This is a genomic window from Pseudomonas fluorescens (assembly GCF_002837185.1).
In the GTDB taxonomy this organism is placed as follows: Bacteria; Pseudomonadota; Gammaproteobacteria; order Pseudomonadales; family Pseudomonadaceae; genus Aquipseudomonas; species Aquipseudomonas fluorescens_AM.
Window position 1 is genome coordinate 151,897 of sequence record NZ_KZ477988.1, and the last position, 21,396, is coordinate 173,292.

Annotated in this window: 17 protein-coding genes; 6 read left to right on the forward strand and 11 right to left on the reverse strand. The window is 61.8% G+C overall.

All coding sequences use genetic code 11. The features are described from left to right. Positions 1–90: 90 nt before the first annotated feature. Positions 91–1,368 carry a lipid IV(A) 3-deoxy-D-manno-octulosonic acid transferase gene (waaA, locus tag CIB54_RS05570; RefSeq protein ID WP_101218958.1) on the reverse strand — a complete coding sequence of 426 codons (1,278 nt, stop codon included), beginning with the start codon at positions 1,366–1,368 and terminating at the stop codon, positions 91–93. 23 nt (positions 1,369–1,391) lie between these two features. Further along, the gene (locus tag CIB54_RS05575; protein ID WP_065951538.1) at positions 1,392–2,282 is read right to left on the reverse strand and encodes a LysR family transcriptional regulator; all 891 of its coding nucleotides are present in this window, start codon (positions 2,280–2,282) and stop codon (positions 1,392–1,394) included. A gap of 103 nt (positions 2,283–2,385) precedes the next feature. Here CIB54_RS05575 and CIB54_RS05580 point away from each other — a divergent pair, with 103 nt between their 5' ends. The 4 genes from CIB54_RS05580 to CIB54_RS05595 all read left to right on the forward strand — a co-directional run bounded on the left by CIB54_RS05580 (position 2,386) and on the right by CIB54_RS05595 (position 5,852). Continuing rightward, positions 2,386–2,721, forward strand: coding sequence for a DMT family transporter (locus CIB54_RS05580; RefSeq protein WP_057724331.1), 336 nt, complete (start codon positions 2,386–2,388; stop codon positions 2,719–2,721). Positions 2,722–2,863: 142 nt separating this feature from the next. Continuing rightward, positions 2,864–4,033 (forward strand): NAD(P)/FAD-dependent oxidoreductase, encoded by a 1,170-nt coding sequence (locus CIB54_RS05585; RefSeq protein WP_101218960.1) that lies wholly within the window; start codon positions 2,864–2,866, stop codon positions 4,031–4,033. Further along, on the forward strand, positions 4,030–4,842 hold the full coding sequence (locus CIB54_RS05590; protein WP_101218962.1) for an aldo/keto reductase: 813 nt from the start codon (positions 4,030–4,032) through the stop codon (positions 4,840–4,842). The genes CIB54_RS05585 and CIB54_RS05590 overlap by 4 nt, the downstream gene beginning before the upstream one ends. 41 nt (positions 4,843–4,883) lie before the next feature. Beyond that, positions 4,884–5,852: a metal ABC transporter ATPase gene (locus CIB54_RS05595; protein WP_065951541.1), complete on the forward strand. Its 969-nt coding sequence runs from the start codon at positions 4,884–4,886 to the stop codon at positions 5,850–5,852. An 8-nt stretch (positions 5,853–5,860) separates the two neighbouring features. Here CIB54_RS05595 and CIB54_RS05600 read toward each other — a convergent pair whose 3' ends face one another. From CIB54_RS05600 to msbA, 3 genes are all read right to left on the reverse strand, one after another. Continuing rightward, the gene (locus CIB54_RS05600) at positions 5,861–6,796 is read right to left on the reverse strand and encodes an NAD-dependent epimerase/dehydratase family protein (RefSeq protein ID WP_101218964.1); all 936 of its coding nucleotides are present in this window, start codon (positions 6,794–6,796) and stop codon (positions 5,861–5,863) included. Further along, positions 6,789–8,213 carry a bifunctional D-glycero-beta-D-manno-heptose-7-phosphate kinase/D-glycero-beta-D-manno-heptose 1-phosphate adenylyltransferase HldE gene (gene hldE / locus CIB54_RS05605; RefSeq protein WP_065951543.1) on the reverse strand — a complete coding sequence of 475 codons (1,425 nt, stop codon included), beginning with the start codon at positions 8,211–8,213 and terminating at the stop codon, positions 6,789–6,791. The genes CIB54_RS05600 and hldE overlap by 8 nt, the downstream gene beginning before the upstream one ends. 193 nt (positions 8,214–8,406) lie before the next feature. Next, positions 8,407–10,212: a lipid A export permease/ATP-binding protein MsbA gene (msbA, locus tag CIB54_RS05610; protein WP_065951544.1), complete on the reverse strand. Its 1,806-nt coding sequence runs from the start codon at positions 10,210–10,212 to the stop codon at positions 8,407–8,409. 158 nt (positions 10,213–10,370) lie between these two features. On the opposite strand from msbA, the gene CIB54_RS05615 reads away from it, so the two are divergent. Beyond that, positions 10,371–12,227 (forward strand): bifunctional O-antigen ligase/aminoglycoside phosphotransferase family protein, encoded by a 1,857-nt coding sequence (locus CIB54_RS05615; protein WP_101218966.1) that lies wholly within the window; start codon positions 10,371–10,373, stop codon positions 12,225–12,227. Between the two features lie 55 nt (positions 12,228–12,282). Here the strand turns inward: CIB54_RS05615 and CIB54_RS05620 are convergent, their stop codons facing one another. From CIB54_RS05620 to CIB54_RS05645, 6 genes are all read right to left on the reverse strand, one after another. Beyond that, the gene (locus CIB54_RS05620) at positions 12,283–13,164 is read right to left on the reverse strand and encodes a glycosyltransferase (protein WP_101218968.1); all 882 of its coding nucleotides are present in this window, start codon (positions 13,162–13,164) and stop codon (positions 12,283–12,285) included. Next, on the reverse strand, positions 13,161–14,309 hold the full coding sequence (locus CIB54_RS05625) for a glycosyltransferase family 4 protein (RefSeq protein ID WP_101218970.1): 1,149 nt from the start codon (positions 14,307–14,309) through the stop codon (positions 13,161–13,163). The genes CIB54_RS05620 and CIB54_RS05625 overlap by 4 nt, the downstream gene beginning before the upstream one ends. Before the next feature lie 54 nt (positions 14,310–14,363). Next, positions 14,364–15,764 carry a PIG-L deacetylase family protein gene (locus CIB54_RS05630; RefSeq protein ID WP_101218972.1) on the reverse strand — a complete coding sequence of 467 codons (1,401 nt, stop codon included), beginning with the start codon at positions 15,762–15,764 and terminating at the stop codon, positions 14,364–14,366. Then, a complete protein-coding gene (locus CIB54_RS05635) occupies positions 15,761–16,657 on the reverse strand; it encodes an antimicrobial resistance protein Mig-14 (protein ID WP_101218974.1) in 897 nt (298 codons plus the stop codon). Before CIB54_RS05635 ends, CIB54_RS05630 begins: the two co-directional genes overlap by 4 nt. Beyond that, positions 16,658–18,415: a carbamoyltransferase family protein gene (locus CIB54_RS05640; protein WP_101218976.1), complete on the reverse strand. Its 1,758-nt coding sequence runs from the start codon at positions 18,413–18,415 to the stop codon at positions 16,658–16,660. A 132-nt stretch (positions 18,416–18,547) separates the two neighbouring features. Then, positions 18,548–18,883: a YceK/YidQ family lipoprotein gene (locus CIB54_RS05645; protein ID WP_083217993.1), complete on the reverse strand. Its 336-nt coding sequence runs from the start codon at positions 18,881–18,883 to the stop codon at positions 18,548–18,550. Between the two features lie 205 nt (positions 18,884–19,088). Between CIB54_RS05645 and CIB54_RS05650 the strand changes: the two genes are divergently transcribed. Then, positions 19,089–21,170, forward strand: coding sequence for a TonB-dependent receptor family protein (locus CIB54_RS05650; protein WP_101218978.1), 2,082 nt, complete (start codon positions 19,089–19,091; stop codon positions 21,168–21,170). Positions 21,171–21,396: the final 226 nt, after the last annotated feature.

Here is a 21,396-nt window from a genome sequence, read left to right on the forward strand (position 1 = left end):
GCCCCCGATGGCAGTGGGCAGCCACCTATTGGGTGACTGACACACCGCTATCGGGGGCAAGCCCCCTCCCATATTCGGATGTATGTTGAATCAGTCAGCGATCAGCCTGTCCAGGCCGTCCAGCAAACGCTCAAGCGCTCCCTGATTGGCCTGCATCACTTTCAATCCCGCCTCTGCCATCCTGCGCGCATCTCGCGGCAGTTCGAACAATTGGCGCACCGCTTCGGCCAAACCTTCTGCGTCATCCACCTCGCGCAACGCCCCGGCCTCGCGCATCATCGCGCTGATTTCCAGGAAGTTGAACAGGTGTGGCCCCATGATCACCGGTTTGCCCAGCGCCGCCGGTTCCAGAGGATTATGCCCACCGGTCGGTACCAGACTGCCGCCGACAAAGGCGCTGTCGGCCAAGGCGTAGAGAAACAGCAACTCGCCCATGGTGTCGCCAAGCAGCACGCAGGTGTCGGCATTGACCGCTTCGCCACTGGAGCGCCGCACTGTGGCAAAGCCTTGCTGCACGCACCGCTCGAACGTCGGCCCGAAGCGTTCCTGATGACGCGGCACCAGAATCAGCAGCGCATTGGGATAGCTGGCCAGCAACTGGCGATGGGCGTCGAGCACCACGTCGTCTTCGCCTTCGTGGGTGCTGGCGGCGATCCACACCGGGCGTTCACCGGCGCCCCATTGTTCGCGCAAGGCGGCGGCGCGTGCCGGCAGTTGGGGGTCGATGGTCAGGTCGAACTTGATCGAGCCGGTGACTTCAACGGTGGCAGGACGCGCGCCCAGGCTGCGAAAACGCTCGGCCTCGGTTTCGGTCTGCACGGCGAACCAGCTCATTTCGGCCAGCATCGGCGCGGTCAGTCTGGCGAACCGCGCATAGCCCCTGGCCGAGCGCGCCGACAATCGCGCGTTGGCCAGGGCCACAGGAATACCGCGTTGGGCGCAGGCGTGAATATGGTTAGGCCACAATTCGGTTTCCATGATCACCGCCAGCTTAGGCTGTACGCAATCGAGGAAACGTTTGGCGGCGCAGGGCAAGTCGTACGGCAGATAGCAATGCTGGACGCGCGGCTCATCGGCGAACAGCGCCTGGATTCGCTCGGAACCGGTGGGCGTCATGCAGGTGACGGTCATCGGCAACTGCGGATGACGCTTCAGGAGGGCCCGGATCATCGGCGCAGCGGCAATGCTTTCGCCCACCGACACCGCGTGCACCCAGATCCCGCCGGGCTGCATCACGGGCAAGCCACAGGAAAACCGCTCGCCCACGCGCCTGGCATAGGCCGGCGCCTTGCGCGCGCGCAACCACAGACGTAAAACCACCAACGGCAGCGCCAGGTAAAACAGACAGGTGTAGAGAGTTCTATTCATGGCGGCGGAGTTTATCGGCTTTTTCAGTCGATCGCCTGCAAGCACTCGGCAAAACGTTCAGCCAGAAAGCGTGCGGCAGGCCCAAGGTGCTCATCGCGGCGCCACACCAGCTCCACCACCAGCGCCGGCGGGGTCCATTCGCTGTGCAGTTCAACCATCTGCTGTTGATAGGTGGGGTATTGCACGATGTGCCGTGGCAACCAGGCCCAACCCAGGCCGCTCATCAGCCATTCGGCCAACACATAGAAGCTGTCGGCCCGCCATACCAGCGGGCTGGCGGCTTCACTGCCGGGGTAGACGCTGGTCTGGGTCGACATGAGCAACTGGCGAAACTGCGCCAGGCGTTGGCAGTCCACATACTGTGCCGTGGCCAAAGGGTGATTCACACCGCACACCGTGACCATCTCCACACTGCCCACCACCCGCCGCTCAAGGGCTTCGGGAATCTGGTCGTGGTAGAACAACAGGCCCAGATCGGCCTGGCGTTCCACCAGCTTGCGCGCCACATCGCCTTGCGCTGCACTGGACAACTGCACTTCCAGCAATGGATAGCGCACCGCCAGCGCCTCGAGGCTGTCGAGCACCGGCTGGAACAACATCGCCTCGTCCTGGGCCAGGCGCAGACACGCTTCCTCGCCACGGGTCAGCGCCAGTGCCCGCCCCGTCAGGCGCTCGCATTGGCGCAGCACTTCACGCGCTTCCTCCAGCAACACACTGCCGGCTTCGGTCAAGCGCGGCTGGCGGCCACTGCTACGCTCGAACAGGCTGACGCCGAGGTCCGCCTCCAACAGCGCAATCGCGGTGCTGACGGCCGACTGCGCCTTGCGCTGCCCACGCGCCACGGCGGAAAACGAGCGCTGTTCGGCGACGCTGACAAACAGGCGCATCTGTTCCAGATCCCACTGCACGCTCATGGCTCAACCTATCTTCAATTCGGATAGGTAATGACTTTACCGCATCTGTTGAACCTCTAGAATGCCGACCTTATCAAACCCGCTTCACCTTGAGGATCGCACCATGAACGCCGCTTACTGTTACCTGGCCATCGCCATTTGCTCGGAAGTGATCGCGACCGTTTCCATGAAAGCCATCAAGGGGTGGAGCACACCTATCCCGCTGCTGCTGGTGATCGTCGGTTATGGCATCGCGTTCTGGATGCTGACCCTGGTCGTGCGCACCGTGCCGGTCGGCGTGGCGTATGCCGTATGGGCCGGAATGGGCATTGTGATGGTCAGCATTGCCGCGCTGTTCATCTACGGGCAGAAGCTGGATATCCCGGCCATGCTGGGGATGGGCCTGATTGTGCTGGGCGTGGTGGTGATTCAATTGTTCTCGAAAACCGCGGGTCATTGAAGCGCTAGCCCAGCGACAAGTTTCAAGCTACAAGCGGCAAGAAAAAGCAGCACGGTCGGCTGCTAACTTGCCGCTTGCAGCTGATAACTTGCAGCTGCGCGCTATACTAGGCCCCCTTTTCTACCCATGAGGTCCCGCGCGCATGCCTATTTCCACCGACGTTCTGATTGTCGGCGCCGGGGTTGCCGGCCTCTGGCTCAATGCGCGCCTGCGCCGCCAGGGGTTTTCCACGGTACTGGTGGAAAGCGCGACCCTGGGTGGCGGGCAAAGCGTAAAGTCCCAGGGCATCATTCACGGCGGTGCGAAATACGCCCTGCACGGCGCCCTCACCGGCGCCTCCGAAGCGATTGCCGACATGCCGCGCCGCTGGCGTGAAGCCCTGGCCGGCAATGGCGAATTGGACCTGTCCGGCGTGCGCCTGCTTTCTGAAGCCCATTACCTGTGGTCCCCCGGCACCCTCGCCGGCAATCTCACCAGCTTTTTCGCCAGCAAGGCCGTGCGCGGCCGTGTCGATCAGGTCAAGGGCGACGAACTGCCGGTTGCGCTGCAGGATCGTCGCTTCAAGGGCAAGGTCTACCGCCTGGCAGAATTGGTCGTGGATGTGCCCAGCCTGATTGAACGCCTGGCGCACCTGGCCGGTGACGGTCTGCTCGCCGGCGAACACATAGAACCGCTGCGCGAAGGCGACACGCTGGTGGGCTTGACGGTCGATGGCCGCCAAATCCGCGCCCAGCGCATCGTATTGAGTGCCGGCGCAGGCACCGCCGATCTGCTTGCGGCCCTGGGCTTGAGCCAGCCGGCGATGCAAACCCGCCCGTTGCACATGATCCTCGCCAAAGGCCCGGGCCTGAAGCCGTTGTATGCCCATTGCCTGGGCGGCGGCACCAAGCCGCGCCTGACCGTGACCACCCACCCGGCCGCAGACGGCAACTGGGTGTGGTACATCGGCGGCGATATCGCCGAGGCCGATGGTGTGGCCCGCACGCCGCAAGAGCAGATCGCCACCGCGCAGAAAGAACTTGCCCAGCTGTTGCCATGGATCGACATGAGCCAGACCCAGTGGGCCACCCTGCGCGTCAACCGCGCCGAGCCACTGCAATCGGGCCTGAGCCGTCCCGACAATGCCTTCCTGGCCGAACAGGGCCGCCTGTTGGTGGGCTGGCCGACCAAGCTGGCCCTGGCGCCGGACTTCGCCGACCGGGTCATCGACAGTCTGGAGCGCGCGGGCATCCGCCCAGGCGCCAGCGAACCGCTGCCCGACCTGCCCAAGCCTGCGATCGGCCAACCCGCCTGGGAGCACCTGTTGCCATGAGCCTGCCAACCCTGCACGAACTGTATCGTCCTCTGGGCAGCACCGGCCTGCTGGTGTCGCCCTTGGGCCTTGGCACCGTCAAGCTGGGTCGCGACCAAGGGGTCAAATACCCCAGTGGCTTCCAGATTCCGAATGACGACGAGGCGCGAATGCTGCTGCGCCAGGCGCGCCAGTTGGGCATCAACCTGATCGATACCGCACCCGCCTACGGCCGCAGCGAAGAGCGTCTGGGGCCACTGCTGCGTGACCAGCGCAAGGATTGGGTGATCGTCAGCAAGGTCGGTGAAGAATTCGAGGACGGCGTGTCCCGTCACAATTTCAGCGCGGCTCATACGCGGATGTCAGTCGAGCGCAGCCTGAAACGACTTGAAACGGATTTTATCGACCTGGTGCTGGTGCACTCCGATGGCAACGACCTGCACATCCTCAACGACTGCGAGGTTTACCAGACCCTGGCGGCGCTGAAAAAGGAGGGCAAGATCCGCGGTTTCGGCTTCTCCGGCAAGACCGTTGAAGGCGGCGTGAAGGCGCTGGAGCAAGGTGATTGCGCCATGGTGACTTACAATCTGAACGAACAGGCCGAAAAAGCCGTCATTGATTACGCGGCGGCCCATGGCAAGGGCATCCTGGTGAAAAAAGCCCTGGCCAGCGGCCACGTGTGCCTGGAACCTGGAAGGGATCCAATTCAGGCCAGTTTCACGTTGTTGTTTGCGCAAACGGGCGTCGCCAGTGCTATTGTCGGGACCATCAATCCGCTGCACCTGGCCCATAACGTGGCAACCGCTGCCCGAGTCATCCGTCAACTCTGATGCCGCCCACGCGGCCGACCCCGTCGCAAAAAGGAGCCGACATGCCGCGTACGCTCATAAGAAAGAACCCCAGCAACTTCAAGACACTGCCGCTGCACGTAGAAGCCACTCCCGAAGGCCTGAGCTACCAGAGCGTCGGCATGCCGCTCAACTTCGCCCAGACCCTGCAACGGCGCAAGCCGGTCGAGGTGCCGGACGCCGAACGCTTCGCCCTGGAACTGGCGAATCTCGGTGTCTCGGTGCGCTTGACCCTGCACTGGCAAAACAAGGATTACTGGGTGCTGGTACGCCAGCGTCGCCAGGATCGCGGCGATGTAGTGCTCAAGCTGATCTCCGGCTACGTCCCGGCCCATGAACTGAACCTGCCGCTGCATACGGCCATTCAGGAAATTGCCGAGGAATGCCTGCTGGAAACCCCTGAAGGCTGGCTCGGCGGGCGTTTCAACGATACCTGGCTGCCGGCGCCCTACTCCTCCGCGTTGCATTACCGTGAAGCCCTGCCGTTTCGCCTGAGCCCGCTGTCCGGCGCCGCGCGTCCGGTGCGCTGCGCCACCACCCAGTTGATCGAGCGTCCACGGGCCTACGTGCACCTGCCGACGGCGTCACTGCAGCTGATTTACGACTTGCGCCTGGAGGTGCCAAAGGAAGCCAAGTCCCTGAGCCTGTTCCATGTGGATGAGCGCCTGGAAGGTGATCAACTGGTCGCGCGCCTGGATCGCAAGCGTCCGGACCTGTACCTGATGCCGCTCAAGGACGGCGAGCCACTCGCCGAGCTGTACACCGTCAAGAAGGACCAACTGTATCCGGCGAGCACGCGGGGTTTGTACCTGGCCGAGAGCTTCGCCCGGCAGGACGGTTGGCTGGTGCGTGATGAGCGGATTCGCTGGAAGGACTGGCTCAGGCAGCAAGGCCTGGCAGAACCGGAAAAAGAGTCAAAGCTCAAGCGCTTGACCGGCAAGGCGCAGCAGATGCTGCGCAAGATTGTGCCGAAGAAAAAAGCCAGGGGCTGACGTGCAACTCAGCCCTTCAGCAAGCGCTCCAGACCGACCTTCAACGGCGTAGGTTCAGGCAGGGTGAAGCTTGCCAGCAGGCGCCGATTGTCGGCCCGCGAGTGGCGGATATCTCCCAGGCGCGCCGGTCCGTAGGTGATGACCGGCAACGTGCCCACCACTTGCTCCAGTGCCTGCAGCACCTGCTTGAGCGTCGTGGCGTGGTTCCAACCGACGTTGATTGCCCCTGGTGCAATGGTCGGCAGTTCGATGGCCTGCACCAGCACATCCACCAGGTCCTCCACATACATGAAGTCACGGGTTTGCTCGCCGTCGCCAAACACGGCAATGGGCAGGCCCTGCTGTACCCGCTCGCTGAAAATGCTGATCACACCGGAATACGGCGATGACGGGTCCTGGCGCGGACCGAAGATATTGAAGAAGCGGAAAATGACCGGCTCCAGACCATGCTGACGACGGTAGAAGTCAAAGTAGTGCTCACTGGCCAATTTATCCGAGGCATAGGGTGTCAGCGGCGCCTTGGTCGTCTCTTCATCGATGGAAGCACCCTCGCCGTTGTTGCCGTAGACCGCTGCGCTGGACGCGTATACCACACGCTTCACGCCGGCCTTGCGCATGGCCTCGCAGATATTCAAGGTGCCGATGAAATTGCTCTGATGCGTGCTGACCGGATCGTCCACAGACGCCTGGACCGACGCCACGGCTGCCAGGTGAACCACCGCCGACGCACCGATGACGACTTGAGCCAAAAGCTCGGCGTCGGCCACATCGCCTTGCACCAGTTGCACGCGCGGGTTATCCAGAGGCAGGTTGCTGCGCTTGCCGGTAGACAGGTTATCCAGCACCCGCACCGAATAGCCCTTGGCGAGCAGCGCGTCAACCAAATGCGAACCGATGAAGCCCGCGCCTCCGGTGATCAACACCCATTTATCAGCGTTATTCATTGTTACGAATTTTCTCGACGATGGCCGTGGTCGAACTGTTTTCCACCAACCCCAGCACTTTGACGGTGCCGCCGTAGGCGCTGACGATGTCCGCACCGACCACCTGGTCGACGGAATAATCACCGCCCTTGACCAGCACGTCCGGTTTGACCTGGGCCAACAGGTTTTCCGGGGTGCCTTCAGAGAAGCTGATCACCCAATCCACCGCGCCCAACCCGGCCAGCACCGCCATGCGCCGGTCGACGCTGTTGATCGGTCGGCCCGGGCCTTTCAAACGGCTGACGGAGGCATCATCGTTGACCGCCACGATCAGGCGATCACCCTGGGCGCTCGCTTGCTCAAGGTAAGTCACATGGCCGGCGTGCAGGATGTCGAAGCAACCGTTGGTGAACACAATGCTTTCGTTGTGGGCGCGAGCGTCGTCAATCGCCAACAGCAATTGCTCGAGCCCCAGCACGCCGCGCTCCGAACCTTCGGAACGCTGGATGGCGCGACGCAATTCGGGGGCGCTGATAGCCGCGGTGCCCAGTTTGCCGACCACGATGCCCGCCGCCAGGTTGGCCAGGGCCACGGCATGGGGCAGTTCCTCGCCGGCGGCGATGGACGCGGCCAGGGTGGAAATCACCGTATCACCGGCACCGGTGACGTCGAACACTTCCCGCGCCCGCGCCGGCAAGTGCATCGGCGGGTGGCCGGGGCGCAGCAGGGTCATGCCGTGCTCGCCACGGGTCACCAGCAGGGCGCCGAGCTCAAGGTCGGCCATCAGCGCCGCACCCTTGCTCACCAGTTCGTGCTCATCGGCGCAACCACCGACGACCGCTTCGAACTCGCTGAGGTTGGGCGTGATCAGGCTGGCGCCCCGATAAATCGAGAAGTCCTTGCCCTTGGGATCGGCCAGCACCGGAATGTTGCGGGCCTTGGCGGCCTGGATCAGCACCTGGTGATTCTTCAGGGCGCCTTTGCCATAGTCGGACAACACCAGCACCTTGATACCTTCGAGCAACGCGTTGACCTGGTCACCGAGGGCCAGGGCGTCGGTGGCGAAGGGTTCTTCGAAATCGATACGCAGCAATTGCTGGTGACGGCTCATGACCCGCAGCTTGACGATGGTCGGCTGATGGGCGATGCGCTGGAACAACGCGCGCACGCCGGCACCGCGCAGGCTGTTGGCCAGGCTGTCGGCCGCTTCGTCGTCACCGGTCACACCCACCAGGGAAGCCGGGGCGCCGAGCGCGGCAATATTGAGGGCAACGTTGGCAGCGCCACCTGGACGGTCTTCGATTTGCTCGACCTTGACCACCGGTACCGGCGCCTCAGGGGAAATCCGTGAGGTACCACCATGCCAGTAACGGTCGAGCATGACATCGCCGACCACCAAGACAGGGGCTTGATTGAATCGCGGCATGGACAACTTCATGGAGCAACCCACATACAAAATGAACAGGGGCGCGATATTAGCACAGGGTTTGCGATGGCTTGCGCCCACCACAGGGCAAATGTGGGAGGGGGCTTGCTCCCGATAGCGCAGTGTCAGCTTGTAGAAATGCTGACTGACCCACCGCTATCGGGGGCAAGCCCCCTCCCACATTCGAGGCGTGGCGCCCGTTGGATCAGGTGATGTCGGCCGCTACCGGCGCATCCAGGCCCATGGCATGCAGTCGCGCGTAGTAGCCGTTCTGCGCCAACAGTTCGCCGTGGGTGCCGCGCTCGACGATGCGCCCGTCGTCCATCACCAGAATCAGGTCGGCCTTCTCGATAGTGGACAGGCGGTGTGCGATCACCAGTGTGGTACGGCCCTGCATGACCTTGTCCAGCGCGGCCTGGATATGCCGCTCGGACTCGGTGTCGAGGGCCGAGGTGGCCTCGTCGAGAATCAACAACGGCGCGTTCTTGAGCAGGGCACGGGCAATCGCCAGGCGCTGACGCTGGCCACCGGACAGCAGCACGCCGTTCTCGCCGACCTGGGTATCGAAGCCCTTGGGCAACTGGTCGATGAAGTCCTTGGCGTTGGCATCCGCCGCCGCCGCTTCAACGTCTTCGCGTGGCGCGCCGGCCAGGTCGCCATAGGCGATATTGTTGGTCACTGTGTCGCTGAACAGGGTCACGTGCTGGGTGACCTGGGCAATGTGCTTGCGCAGGTTGAGCAGCTTGTAGTCCTCGATCTCGATGCCATCAAGCAGGATTTCACCGCTCTCATGGTGATAGAACCGCGGGATCAGGCTGGCCAGGGTCGACTTGCCACTGCCCGAACGCCCCACCAGGGCGATCATCTGCCCGGGTTCGGCGGTAAAGCTGATGTCCTTGAGCACATGGCGTTCGGTACCGGGGTAGGTGAAGTTCAGGTTGCGCACTTCCAGGCGACCGCTGACCTTGTCGCGTTCGAGGGTGCCGTGGTCGACCTCCACCTCTTCGTCCAGCTGTTCGAAAATGCTTTCGGCCCCGGCCACGCCTTTCTGAATGGTCGAGCTGACTTCCGACAGTTGGCGGATCGGCTTGGGCAACAGGCCGGCCAGGGTAATATAGGCCACCATGTCACCGGCCGACGCATCGCCGCGCAGGTAAAGCACCAGGAACATCAGCACCGCCATCGCGGAGTAGATCACCAGCTGCAGCGCCGGGGTGTAGATCGCCCCGGTGCGGGTCATGCGCAGTTGCTTGTTGGTATTGCTCTGGCTGGCCTTGAGGAAACGCTTCTCTTCATAGACCTCGCCACCGAAGCTACGCACCACGCGGTAACCCTGGATGGTTTCCGAGGCGACGTGGGTCACGTCCCCCATGGCCACCTGGATCTTCTTGCTCTGCTTGCGGAATTTCTTGCTGGCCGTGCTGACCATGACGGCAATCAACGGCAGGATGGCAATCATGACCAGCGTCAGGCGCCAGTTCATGAACAGCAGCGAGGCGAACAGGAAGATCACCGTCATGCCTTCGCGGATCACCACCTTGATGGCATCGGTCGCCGCCCCCGTGACCATGGTCACGTTGAAGGTGATGCGGGAAATCAGGTGCCCGGAATTGTGGTTGTCGAAGTAACGGTTAGGCAGCGTCAGCAGGTTGTTGAACAGCTGCACGCGCAAATCGTGGACCAGGCCCAGGGAGACCTTGGCCAACAGGTAGTTGCCCAGGAATGAGCCCAGGCCCTGCCAGGCCGCGATCAGAATGATCAGCAGCGGCACCGCCTGCAGTAACTGCAGGTCGCGCAGGAACGGCACGGTCGGAAACAGCACGGCCTCCGGGTTGGAAAGGCCGTCGACGAAGTACTTGAGGATGTAACCCAGCATCGGTTGGGTCGACGCGAAAATCAGAAATCCAAGGATACTCAGCGCGAACAAGCCCATATAAGGCTTAACGTAACTGAGCAGGCGGAAGTATATTTTCAAGCTCGAAGGGCTTGCGCTCGGACTGGAGTCGGTCATATCACGCGGCGTTTTGAAAAAGGAGGCTGACTTTAGCACAGCTTCTCTGTTGTACTTGCACCCGGCGTACGCCGCGGCCCGGTGGGATCACGCGGACGACATTACATAGCCACTACCTTAAGATGGTCGGCTTTCTCTTTCTGGAATGGCTCTATCGTATGCACTCCAAGCGCCTTATCTATGGCTCGAATCGCGTTTTTGACTTCCTGGTCCTGTGGATTTTGCCTGTTGGCTTGCTGTTGCTCTTGAGTGCACTGTTCTTCGTCGGCAACCGCAATGTACTGCACCGGATTGTCTACCTCCTGTTCAGCGTGCCCACCTTGTTCCTGTTGTGCATGCGCCCCAGGGAACTCAAGGATCTCTTGCGCGAACCGATCGCCCTGGCGTTCCTGGCGTTCTCCGCCTGGGCGCTGACCAGCCTGCTCTGGAGCCCTGAGCCCAGTGCCGACACCGATCTGTTCAAACGTCCGCTGAACACCTTCATGCTGTTTGGCGGCTGTGGGCTGCTGTTGCACTACCGCAATGAGTTGTTCAAGCCGATCTTCTTCGGCGCTGCAGTGATTGCGCTGGTGGTGTGCCTGGGCAACCTGGTGGCCTTCGCGAAGGCGTACGAACCTGGCATGCGCATGATCGGCGGCCTTGGCGCCCTCGATAACCCATTGCTCAGCTCCCACCTGTTCGGCTTTTTCACGGTGTACTGGCTGTTTATCTGCCTGACGACCCAGCGCCTGAACGTGTTGTGGTTCAGCGTCCCGGCACTGGCGATCATGGGCGTCACGGTGTTGGCGACGGGCTCTCGCACGCCGTTGGTGGCACTGATGATGGTGATCGTGTGGATGGCCCTGGTCAGTCGCAACCGCCGCTCGGCGCTGCTGCTCGGTGCAATGGTGCTGGCCAGCGCCGGACTGCTGCTTTTGTATCCGGAACTGATCACGGACCGTGGCAACTCGTTGCGTGTCGAGCTGTGGAAAATGTCGTTGAAGCTCATCGCCGACCACCCGTGGATCGGCCATAGCTACGACTCCGAACTGTACCTGACATTCGACAACGGCTACCAGCTGCGCGAGCCCCATAGCTTTGCCCTTGGCGTGCTGTATTACGTCGGCATCATCGGCTTCATCCCCTGGATCTTCATGCTCGGCTATGCCCTGTACAAGAGCATGCAACGACGCGCACAACCGCTGTTCATCCTGGCATCGTCCCTGCTGGTCTACGGCATCGGTGCGGGCCTGACTGAAGGCGGTGGCATCCTGTCGCGACCCAAGGAGCATTGGTTCCTGCTGTGGATCCCGCTGGCGATCATTACCGGCCTGAGTATCGCCCAGCGCCACCGCAGCCTGCTGCGCATACCGGTGCAATCGATCAAGGGCCCGGCGTTTGACCGGCTGAGCAGCAATGCCCAGGTGATTGAAGCCGATGGCCTGGGGCCAAAAGTCCTGCGCCTGGAAGACGGCAGCTTCCTCAAGCTGTTCCGCCCGCGCCGTTGGTACACCTCCGGCAGCTTCAACCCGTACTCCGAGCGTTTTGCCAGCAACAGCGAACAATTGCGCACGCTGGGCATTCCCACCCCACACATCCTCGGTCTCTACCACTTGCCCGACGCCAGCGGTGCCGTGGCCTATACACCCTTGCCGGGCCTGACCCTGCGCCAGGCCCTGCAAAGCCTGGACAGCAGCCTGCGCGAATCGCTGGTCGAGCGTTTCGGCCGGTTCATGGCGCAATTGCACGAACGCGGTGTGTACTTCCGCTCGCTGCACCTGGGCAACGTGTTGCTGATGGACGACGGCGAGTTCGGCCTGATTGATGTCGCTGACCTGCGCATCTATCCCTCGCCCCTGCGCTACGCCTTGCGCCAGCGTAATTTGCGTCACATGCAGCGCTATCCGCAGGACCGCAACTGGCTGTTCGAAACGCACTTCGAACACCTGGTAAAAGGCTATGCGACGGTTGCCAGCCCAACGGCCACGGCGAAACTCCGCGAACAGGTACACAGCCTGGCCCGCACGGCCAGCTGATAAAAAAAGGCGACTATCACTGCTGTGATGGTCGCCTTTTTTACATCCTTGGCCTTCAGCCTTTCAACGGCGTCAGATACAGCCGCACCAACCCACGCAGGGTCTTGCGCCCCCAGAATTTCAGCGGGATCTGCTTGAGAATCTCCCGCGCCAATGGCCGGTCACGGTCGGCGGTCTTGAGGAACATCGAGTTCAGGAAGTTATAGCGCACCGCATCGTAGGCCGGGTGGTCGCTGAACTTGGCGTAGGTCTTGAGGATGTTCTGGATCATGTAGCGGTGGTTTTTGTAGGTATTGCTGGCATGCTGCCGGTACTGCGCCATGACTACGTCAAGCGCATCGATGGTGTAGCCCGCCGCGGTTATCTTCAATTGAATCAGCAGGTCTTCCAGGGGAATCAGCGGATCGAAACCACCGACTTCCTCCAGCGCTTGCCGGCGGATCAACATGGTTGGCGCGGGTGGAAACGGCTTGCGGTCCATGAACATGTCGTCGAAGTCGAGACTGCGAAACGGCACATCACGGCGTTGTTTTTTCTCCGGATGCAGGTTGCCATCACCGTCGACCAGCTCGATGTTGCCGGCGCAGATCCCCACCCTCGGCTTGCCTTCCATATAGGCCACCTGGGTCGCGATACGGTCGGGCAGCATAATGTCGTCTGAGCCGAATGGCGCGATCAGGCTGCCTTTGGCGCGGGCAAGCGCGTTGTTCAGTGTGGCGGTCAGCCCCTGGTTCTGTTGCACCTGGAAATCAAACCCGTGCTCAGCCTGCAGCCGCCGGATGCATTCGACGCTGTCATCCTTGGAGCCATCGTCGATCACCAGCAGTTCGATATTCGGGTAAGTCTGGCCGAGCACACTCAGGATGCTCTGCTCGATGTACCGAGCGTGGTTGTAGGACGCGATAATCACCGAGACCAACGGTTGTTGCGCTGTCATGCTCTACCTGCTTCTTTCAAACCGGTTTCGATCAAATCCAGGTACTTGCCCTGGAACTCAGCCAAGGCGTGGTTTGCCTCCAGGTAACGGAACACCTGCTCACCCTTGGCGCGTAACTGTTCATCACTCATGGCCAGGTAAGTGTCGAGCGCCGCAGCCAATTGCTCCACATTGCCGGGCTCATGGGACAAGCCGCCCGCCCCTTCCACCAGCGGCAACATGGCCGGCCCGTTGGAGGCGATCACCGGCAGGCGCCCGCTCATGCCTTCCAGCAGCGCCAGGCCCAGGCCTTCAAGCAGGGACGGCATAGTCCAGATGTCGAAAGCGCGTACGTACTGCAGACCGTCCTCACGAAAGCCCAGCAAATGCGCACGCCCCACGAGCCCAAGACGCTCGATGTCCGCTCGCAGGTCAGCTTCGGCACGACCGGAACCGATGATACCCACCTGAGCCTGAGGATATTTGTCCTTGAGCCGGGCAAACGCCTGCAACAGGTGCGTGTGCCCCTTGATCGGGACCAGGCGCCCCAGGGCACCAATCATCCGGGCGTTCAGAGGCAGGCCAAGGGCCTGCCGCGCTTGCTCGCGCGGCAACTGCAAGGCCTCGGCCTGGGGGATGTCGATAGCGTTGGTGACGAAGGTGGTGTTCTCGTGGGTAAAGCCACAGTTCAGGCCCACCAGATAATCCCTCACCGCCGCCGAAACCCCGACAAACCGCCAGGCCGGACTGACCATGCGGCGCATCTGGCGCCGACGATAGGCCCGCTCATACTCGCCGAAACCGTGGGAGATGCCGATGCACAGAGGAATCTTCAACCAGCGGTTGAGCGCCAGCATCATGTTCACCGACTTGAAGCGGTTACAGATGACCACGTCGAACTTCTGCTCGCGGCAATACTTGTAGATTTCCCACATTGCCCCAAGACGAATGCCCTTCAGGGCTTTCTCGGGGAATTCGAAATATTTGGAATGGTCGGCCACGCTCAGCGGCTGGCCGGGCTGAGGGCGCCCACTGAGGAAGGCCGATGTGACCTCGAACCGTTCAACCGGCAACGACTTGACGATCTGCTCACCGAGGTCAGCAAAATCATGGAGTTTGACGTTGTAGTCCGGCTGTAACTGCAAAACCTTGAAACGAGGCTTCATATTGCTCCATGAGGCAACCAGGCTACTGCGCGCAGCCCGACGTAAAAATCAACTTCAGTCCTGCTTGAGCACCCAAAGCAGTTCGTGACGGCGCACGGCCTTGCGAAAAAACTCATTCTCGCCGTAAGGCGATGGACAACGACCCGCCAGCAATTGTTGCAGCAGACGGCGCATGCGACGCTTGAAAGGCGGCCGGGGTTGCAGGTCATGCATCATCCCCAGCGCCATGGCCTTGTCCTGCTGCTGGCTGACGCTCAACACACGGCAATACGGTTCAAACACCTGGCCGGCATCGAACTGCGGCGGCAACGCCACGCCGGCGCCCGAATCGCCCATGGGCCAGCGGTCGTTATCATGCAGGTGGTTGGCATAGCCGAGCAATGTGTTGGGTTGCCACTCGAGCCCTTGCAACGCTTCGATAACGGCGTTGTAGGCGCAGATATGATCCGGGTGAGGGTCAAGGAGCGGTGTCGGCAACACGATCACCTCGGGCCGCGCCTTGAGCAGCACCGCACGTAGATCGGCAACCAGGTTGACCCACGTCGGAGCACCGTCCCGATCGCCGGGCAGCGCCAGGCTGTTGAACCGGCGAAACAGCCGCGTATCGTCCAATTGCGCTTCGCGGGACGCCTGGGGCTGATCCGGCGCGGCCTGCATGGCCGGCAGCTGCAGGCAGAAGTAACCCAGTTGCACGCACTGTGCCTCGGGAACACCGGCCCAGCGCGGCACGCAAATGCTGTCCCAGGCCCGCAGGCGCCCTTTGAGTCGAGCGGCATCGACCTGCGTCAGGCCCATCTGCTGATAATGCTCGGCTTCGATTTCACCTGCGGTGAGGGTCACGATCCAGCTCTCATCCGCCCGGGCGTACAGACCAAAGGCGGCCAGTTCGGCGTCGTCGGCGTGAGGGGCGATCACCATCACCCGCTGGCGGGCGTGATCCGGCTGACGGAAAATCCACAGCTTCGGCTGGCCGACCACGCGGCAGAATCGGCCGCGCAACGTCAACTCGCCAGCCGCCAGCGTTACAGCAGAACCGGTCAGATTGAGGTACCGCTTGCCCGCCACACCGCGCTCAAACGCCTGACGATCCCCCGGCAGCTCGACCGCCGGGTCAAGGAAACGCCCGAGCCAACCGCTCTTGAGCTGCACTTGAAGGATCAGCGTCTCGTCACCTGCCAGTTCCAACGGCGTATCCGGCACCCACCGCCCGTTATCCAGGCGCAGGCCAACCTGCTGGCCGCCCGGGGCGAAGCGGTACTGATAGTCGTCCCTGGGCGAATAAAACAGATGATCGGCAAACCAGGCTTCGTGAGCCACCCACAGCAGCAGCGCAAGGATCAGCGGCAGCCACCAGGCCACCAGCACGCCCGTCACGATCAGTACCAGCAAGCCGATCAGCAGCGCGATACGCTTGTTGCGCCGATGGCGCTTGAGCAATTGCTGTTTGCGGCTCATACGCTGAACACCGGCACCGGGTTGCACCAGCGCTCTTTATATTCACGGTCGGCACGCCCGAAAGAGAAGCGCAGCGGCAAATCCTGCGCGCGCGCATGCTCCCAGGCACTTTGTGTATTGAGGAAACTCAGCACACTCCCCGGGCTGAACGCACGGGTCTCAGGGTCGACGCCACCGTTGACGTACTCAACGCTTATCCATTCGGGCGCTTGAACGCGATACACCACTTGCACGGCGATCGGCGCGTCATTGAGAAACAGCACCGAACCGATCAGGAACGCCTTGAGCAATTCCAGCACCTCGGCCAGACGCTCGGCACCGGTGGCAGGAAAGCCCCAGCGACGCTGGAACAGATCGCAATAAATCGCCGCCAGCTGCGCGCCGGAAAACTCGCTGACCGGCCGCGCCACGCCGCCTGCTTCTTCCAGCAAACGCAACTCACGGCGCTGGTTGTAGCGAAACTTTTTCGACAGGTCTTCGGGAGTACGCGCCATGGCCAATTGCTCGGCCTGGGGCTTCAGGGTGCTCACGCGCCCCTGGTTCAGCGCCGACAAATAACGACCACGGTGACGCAGCGGCACCTGCGCATCGGCGGCAATCGGCAGGATGATCTCGGCATTGCCCAGGTCAAACAGGCCCTTCTTGCCGGTGCGCTTGAGTACGTCCTTGGACAGGGCCAGGTCGCGTCCCCAGGTGGCTATCGCGCCCTTGAGTTCACCGCCCTGCTCCCAGCCCAGGTAACGCACCGGAATCTGCGCCAACCCCGCCAGGCGTTCGATCACCTGGGGATGGGTCGCCACGCTGCCGCCGTAACGCTGCCAGGCCTGGGCATAAACTTCGGCGTCGACAGGCGTCCAGCCACGTTCACGCCAACCCTGGAAGCGGTTCAGCATTTAAACCACAGCGTCATAAGGGTCCACGCCATCCTTGACCACCAGGATGTCTTCCATGATCAGGTACTGCAGGTCGGAGCCGAAGAACATGTTCAGCGCGTCGGTCGGCGAGCAGATCATCGCTTCGCCACGACGGTTGAGCGAGGTGTTCAGGGACACGCCGTTGCCGGTCAGTACTTCCAGCTCTTTCATCATGTCGTAGTAGCGCGGGTTGTACTCGCGCTTGAGTACCTGGGCACGGGAGGTGCCGTCTTCGTGCACCACTTCCGGCACGCGGGTCTTCCACTCTTCCGACACTTCAAAGGTGAAGGTCATGAACGGCGCCGGATGGTCGACCTTGATCATTTGCGGGGCCACGGTGTCGAGCATCGACGGGCAGAAAGGCCTCCAGCGCTCGCGGAACTTGATCTGGTGGTTGATACGGTCGGCCACGCCGGTGGCGCTCGGGCAACCGATGATCGAACGACCGCCCAGGGCGCGCGGACCAAACTCCATGCGGCCCTGGAACCAGGCCACCGGGTTGCCGTCGACCATGATCTTGGCGATACGCTGGGGCATGTTCTCGATCTTGCGCCAGTTCGGCTTGCTCTCGTGCTTGGCGCACGCGGCAATCACGTCTTCGTTGCTGTAGGACGGGCCGAGGTAGACGTGTTCCATCTTCTCGACCGGCACACCACGGGCGTGGGACACATACGCCGCCGCACCGACCGCAGTGCCAGCATCGCCCGACGCCGGCTGCACGAACAGCTCTTTGACGTCATCGCGGGCAATGATTTTCTGGTTCAACTTGACGTTCAGCGCGCAGCCGCCGGCAAAGGCCAGCTTGCCGGTGTCCTTGAGGATGTCGCCCAGGTAATGGTCGATCATCTGCAAGGCCAGCTTCTCGAACAGTGCCTGCATGCTGGCCGCGTAGTGGATGTACGGCTCGTCGGCAATGTCGCCTTCGCGCTTGGGCCCCAGCCACTCGATCAGTTTTGGCGAGAAGTAGAAACCCTTGCCCTTCTCCTTATAACGGCGCAGGCCGATGACGTTGGCGTAGTCGGTGTTGATCACCAGCTCGCCATTCTCGAAGGAGGCCAGGCGCGAGAAATCATACTTGCTGGCATCGCCATACGGCGCCATGCCCATGACCTTGAACTCACCGTCGAGCATCTCGAAACCGAGGAACTCGGTAATTGCGCCATACAGGCCGCCCAGGGAGTCCGGATCGTAGAATTCCTTGATCTTGTGGATCTTGCCGTTTTCGCCATAGCCGAAGAACGTGGTGGCGTACTCACCCTTGCCGTCGATGCCCAGGATCGCGGTTTTCTCCTGGAAGCCCGAGCAGTGATAAGCACTGGAAGCATGGGCCAGGTGGTGTTCGACCGGTTCGATCTTGATCTTCTTCGGATCGAAGCCCAGTTGCTCCAGGCACCAGACAATCTTGTTGCGATAGCGCTTGTAACGGCGATTGCCCATCAGGATCGCGTCGAGCGCACGGTCCGGGGCGTACCAGTAGCGTTTGGCGTAGTGCCAGCGTGCCTCGCCGAACAGGCTGATCGGGGCGAACGGGATCGCCACCACATCAACGTCGCAAGGTTTGATGCCGGCCTGTTCCAGGCAGAACTTCGCCGACTCGTAGGGCATGCGGTTCTTTGCATGTTTGTCGCGTACAAAGCGCTCTTCTTCGGCGGCCGCAATCAGCTTGCCGTCGATATACAGGGCCGCGGAAGGATCATGGCTAAGGGCGCCGGACAGGCCAAGAATCGTCAATGCCACTGGGGTCTAGCCTCTTTTAGTCTGCATGCAGGCGCATTGCGCCTGAAAAAAGTGTGCCTCCCGCCCGGGCGAGAAACAGCTAAAGGGCGGGATTATAACTTAAAAGCAGCAGGAAGCTGTTAGCGGCAAGGGCTAGCGAATCTCGATGCTGCCATCGACGCTTTGCCGGTAGAGCGTATAGGGCAGGAAAAGCGTGTCCATGACACCGGAGAGCGGCACATCAATGAATGTCCAGGGGACGCTATTGACCGCCAGGCTGCTCCCCGCATTCGGCGGCCCATGCAGGACACACAGGTTATACGTCACCCCACTGTAGATACGCGGCACGGACTGGCAATAGGTTTTATCCGCCTTGAGCGCGCGAACGGTGACGGCATCTTCACGCATCACAGTGGTGACGGTCCCGCAGCCAACCATCATTGACGCAATCCACGCCAGCACCAGCAACTTCATAGGTGTTGTGCACATACCCAGCTCTTTTTTCAGGAATGAGGTCGAAAATCTAGCATCGCCCCTCTAACGGTCCAGCCGCCTGGCGCCGTCGCTTTGCGTGGGAAACTTCCTGTTCAGCCCAACGGCAATCGGGTTCGGCAAAATCGAGGGGAATCGTTAAACTTGCGACATTTGCGCCTACGCCACTCAACATGCGTTGCGCCACGGACTCGGCCTCTTCATGACCCTACCCGCTCCCTCCCGCCTCGCCCTGCTCCTGCTGGGCCTGTGCTCCACCGTCCAGGCCGAAGAAACGCCGTTGATGCTTGACCCCAGCGTGGTCACCGGCTCGCGCAGCGCCAGCCCGACCTTCGACCTGCCGTACTCGGTGGACGCTATCAACCGCGAACAGATCAGCGACGGCCAACTGGGCATCAACGCCTCCGAAGCCCTGTCCCGCGTCCCGGGCCTGGTGGTGCAGAACCGCCAGAACTATGCGCAGGACCTGCAGATTTCTTCCCGTGGCTTCGGCGCCCGCTCGGCATTCGGGGTGCGCGGCATCAAGCTGGTTGCCGACGGCATCCCCGCCAGCACCCCGGATGGCCAGGGCCAGGCGGCAACGTTCAATCTCGACACCGCTGAACGCCTCGAAGTCCTGCGCGGCCCGGCAGCGACGCTGTATGGCAGCAACGCCGGCGGGGTGATCCAGATGTTCTCCCGCGACGGCGAAGGCCCGCCACGCATCGGCGCCGAAACCCTGGTGGGCAGCGATGGACTGAACAAAAACCACCTCATCGCCGAAGGCGCAGCCGAGGGTGCAGGCTTCGTGCTCGACGCCTCGCGCATGGACACCAATGGCTACCGCGACCACAGCAGCGCGCGCCGTGACCAGACGTTCGCCAAGTTCAACTTCCAGCCGGATGACGACAGCAAGCTGGCGTTGATCTATAGCAGCCTGGAACAGAACGGTACGCAGGACCCGCTGGGGCAGACCTGGGCGGCGTACAAAGCTGACCCGCGTTCGGTGAGCGCCAATGCGTTGACCTACAACACGCGTAAAAGTATCGATCATCAGCAACTGGGCATGAACTACGAGCGCTACATCGGTGCTGCGACGCTGCAGGTGAATGCGTATACGGGGCGACGGAGTGTGATTCAGTACCTGTCGATCCCCAGGGGCACACCCGCCAACGAGCGCGGCGGTGGCGTGGTGCAATTTGACCGCACGTTCTACGGTGGCAGCGCGCGCTGGATGCAACCCATCGAGAGCGCACCGGGGGCGTTGACGGTCATCGCGGGCCTGGACTTCGACCAGAGCGAAGACAGCCGCCACGGCTACCAGAACTACAGCGGCGCCACCCTGGGCGTGAAAGGCCAGCTACGCCGCGATGAAATCGACACCGCGCGCAGCCTCGATCCTTACCTCCAGGCCAACTGGGCCCTGGACCGCTGGACCCTGCAAGCCGGCATTCGCCACAGCACCATGGAGCTGGAGGTGGACGATCAATTCCTCGGCAACGGCGACGCCAGCGGCAACAAGACCTACCAGAAGAACACGCCGTCGATGAGCGTGATGTACGCCTTCACGCCCGACCTGCACGGTTACGTCAGTGCCGGCAAAGGCTTCGAAACGCCCACCCAGGCCGAGCTGGCCTATGCGCCGGGTAACGTGGAGGGTTTCAACTTTGGCTTGAAGCCGTCTGAAAGCACGCAATATGAAATAGGTGTGAAGGCACAACTGAACAACACCCGCATCAACGCTGCGCTTTTTCAGATCACCACTGAAGACGAACTGGTCGTGCAGCAATCCATCGGCGGGCGCACCAGCTACCAGAATGCCGGGCGCACGCTGCGCCGTGGCTTCGAACTTGGGGTCGAGAGCCAACTCAGCGAGCATTGGAGCGCCAACCTCGCCTACACCCGCCTGCAAGCGACCTACGACAGCGACTTCGCCAGCGGCGCTAATACCATCGACAAAGGCAACTACCTGCCCGGCGTTCCGCAAACCACACTGTTCACCGAACTGAACTGGAAACCGCGGGACTGGGTCAGTACCGCCATCGAAGGCATGTACCGCAGCAAAGTCTACGTCGAAGACACCAACCGCCAACACGCCGCACCGGGCTACAGCGTATTCAACTGGCGTGCGCGGTTTGAGCAGAAAGTGGAGCACTGGACGTTTCACCAGACCTTGCGCCTGGATAACCTGCTGGATCGTCAGTACGTGGGGTCGGTGATTGTGGGGGACGGCAATGGTCGCTATTACGAAGCGGCGCCGGGGCGCTCCTGGTATGCGGGGGCTGGGGCTGAATACCAATTCTAATGTGGGAGGGAGCTTGCTCCCGATAGCGGCGGGTCAGTTACACATGCATCCACTGACACACCGCATCGGGGGCAAGCCCCCTCCCACATTTGACGGTATTTACACATCTGAAGCTGTGAACACAGCCCCCTCCCACATTTGACTGTATTTACATATCTGAAGGTGTGAACACAGCCAGTGTGGGAGGGGGCTTGCTCCCGATAGCAGTGGGTCAGTTACACATGTA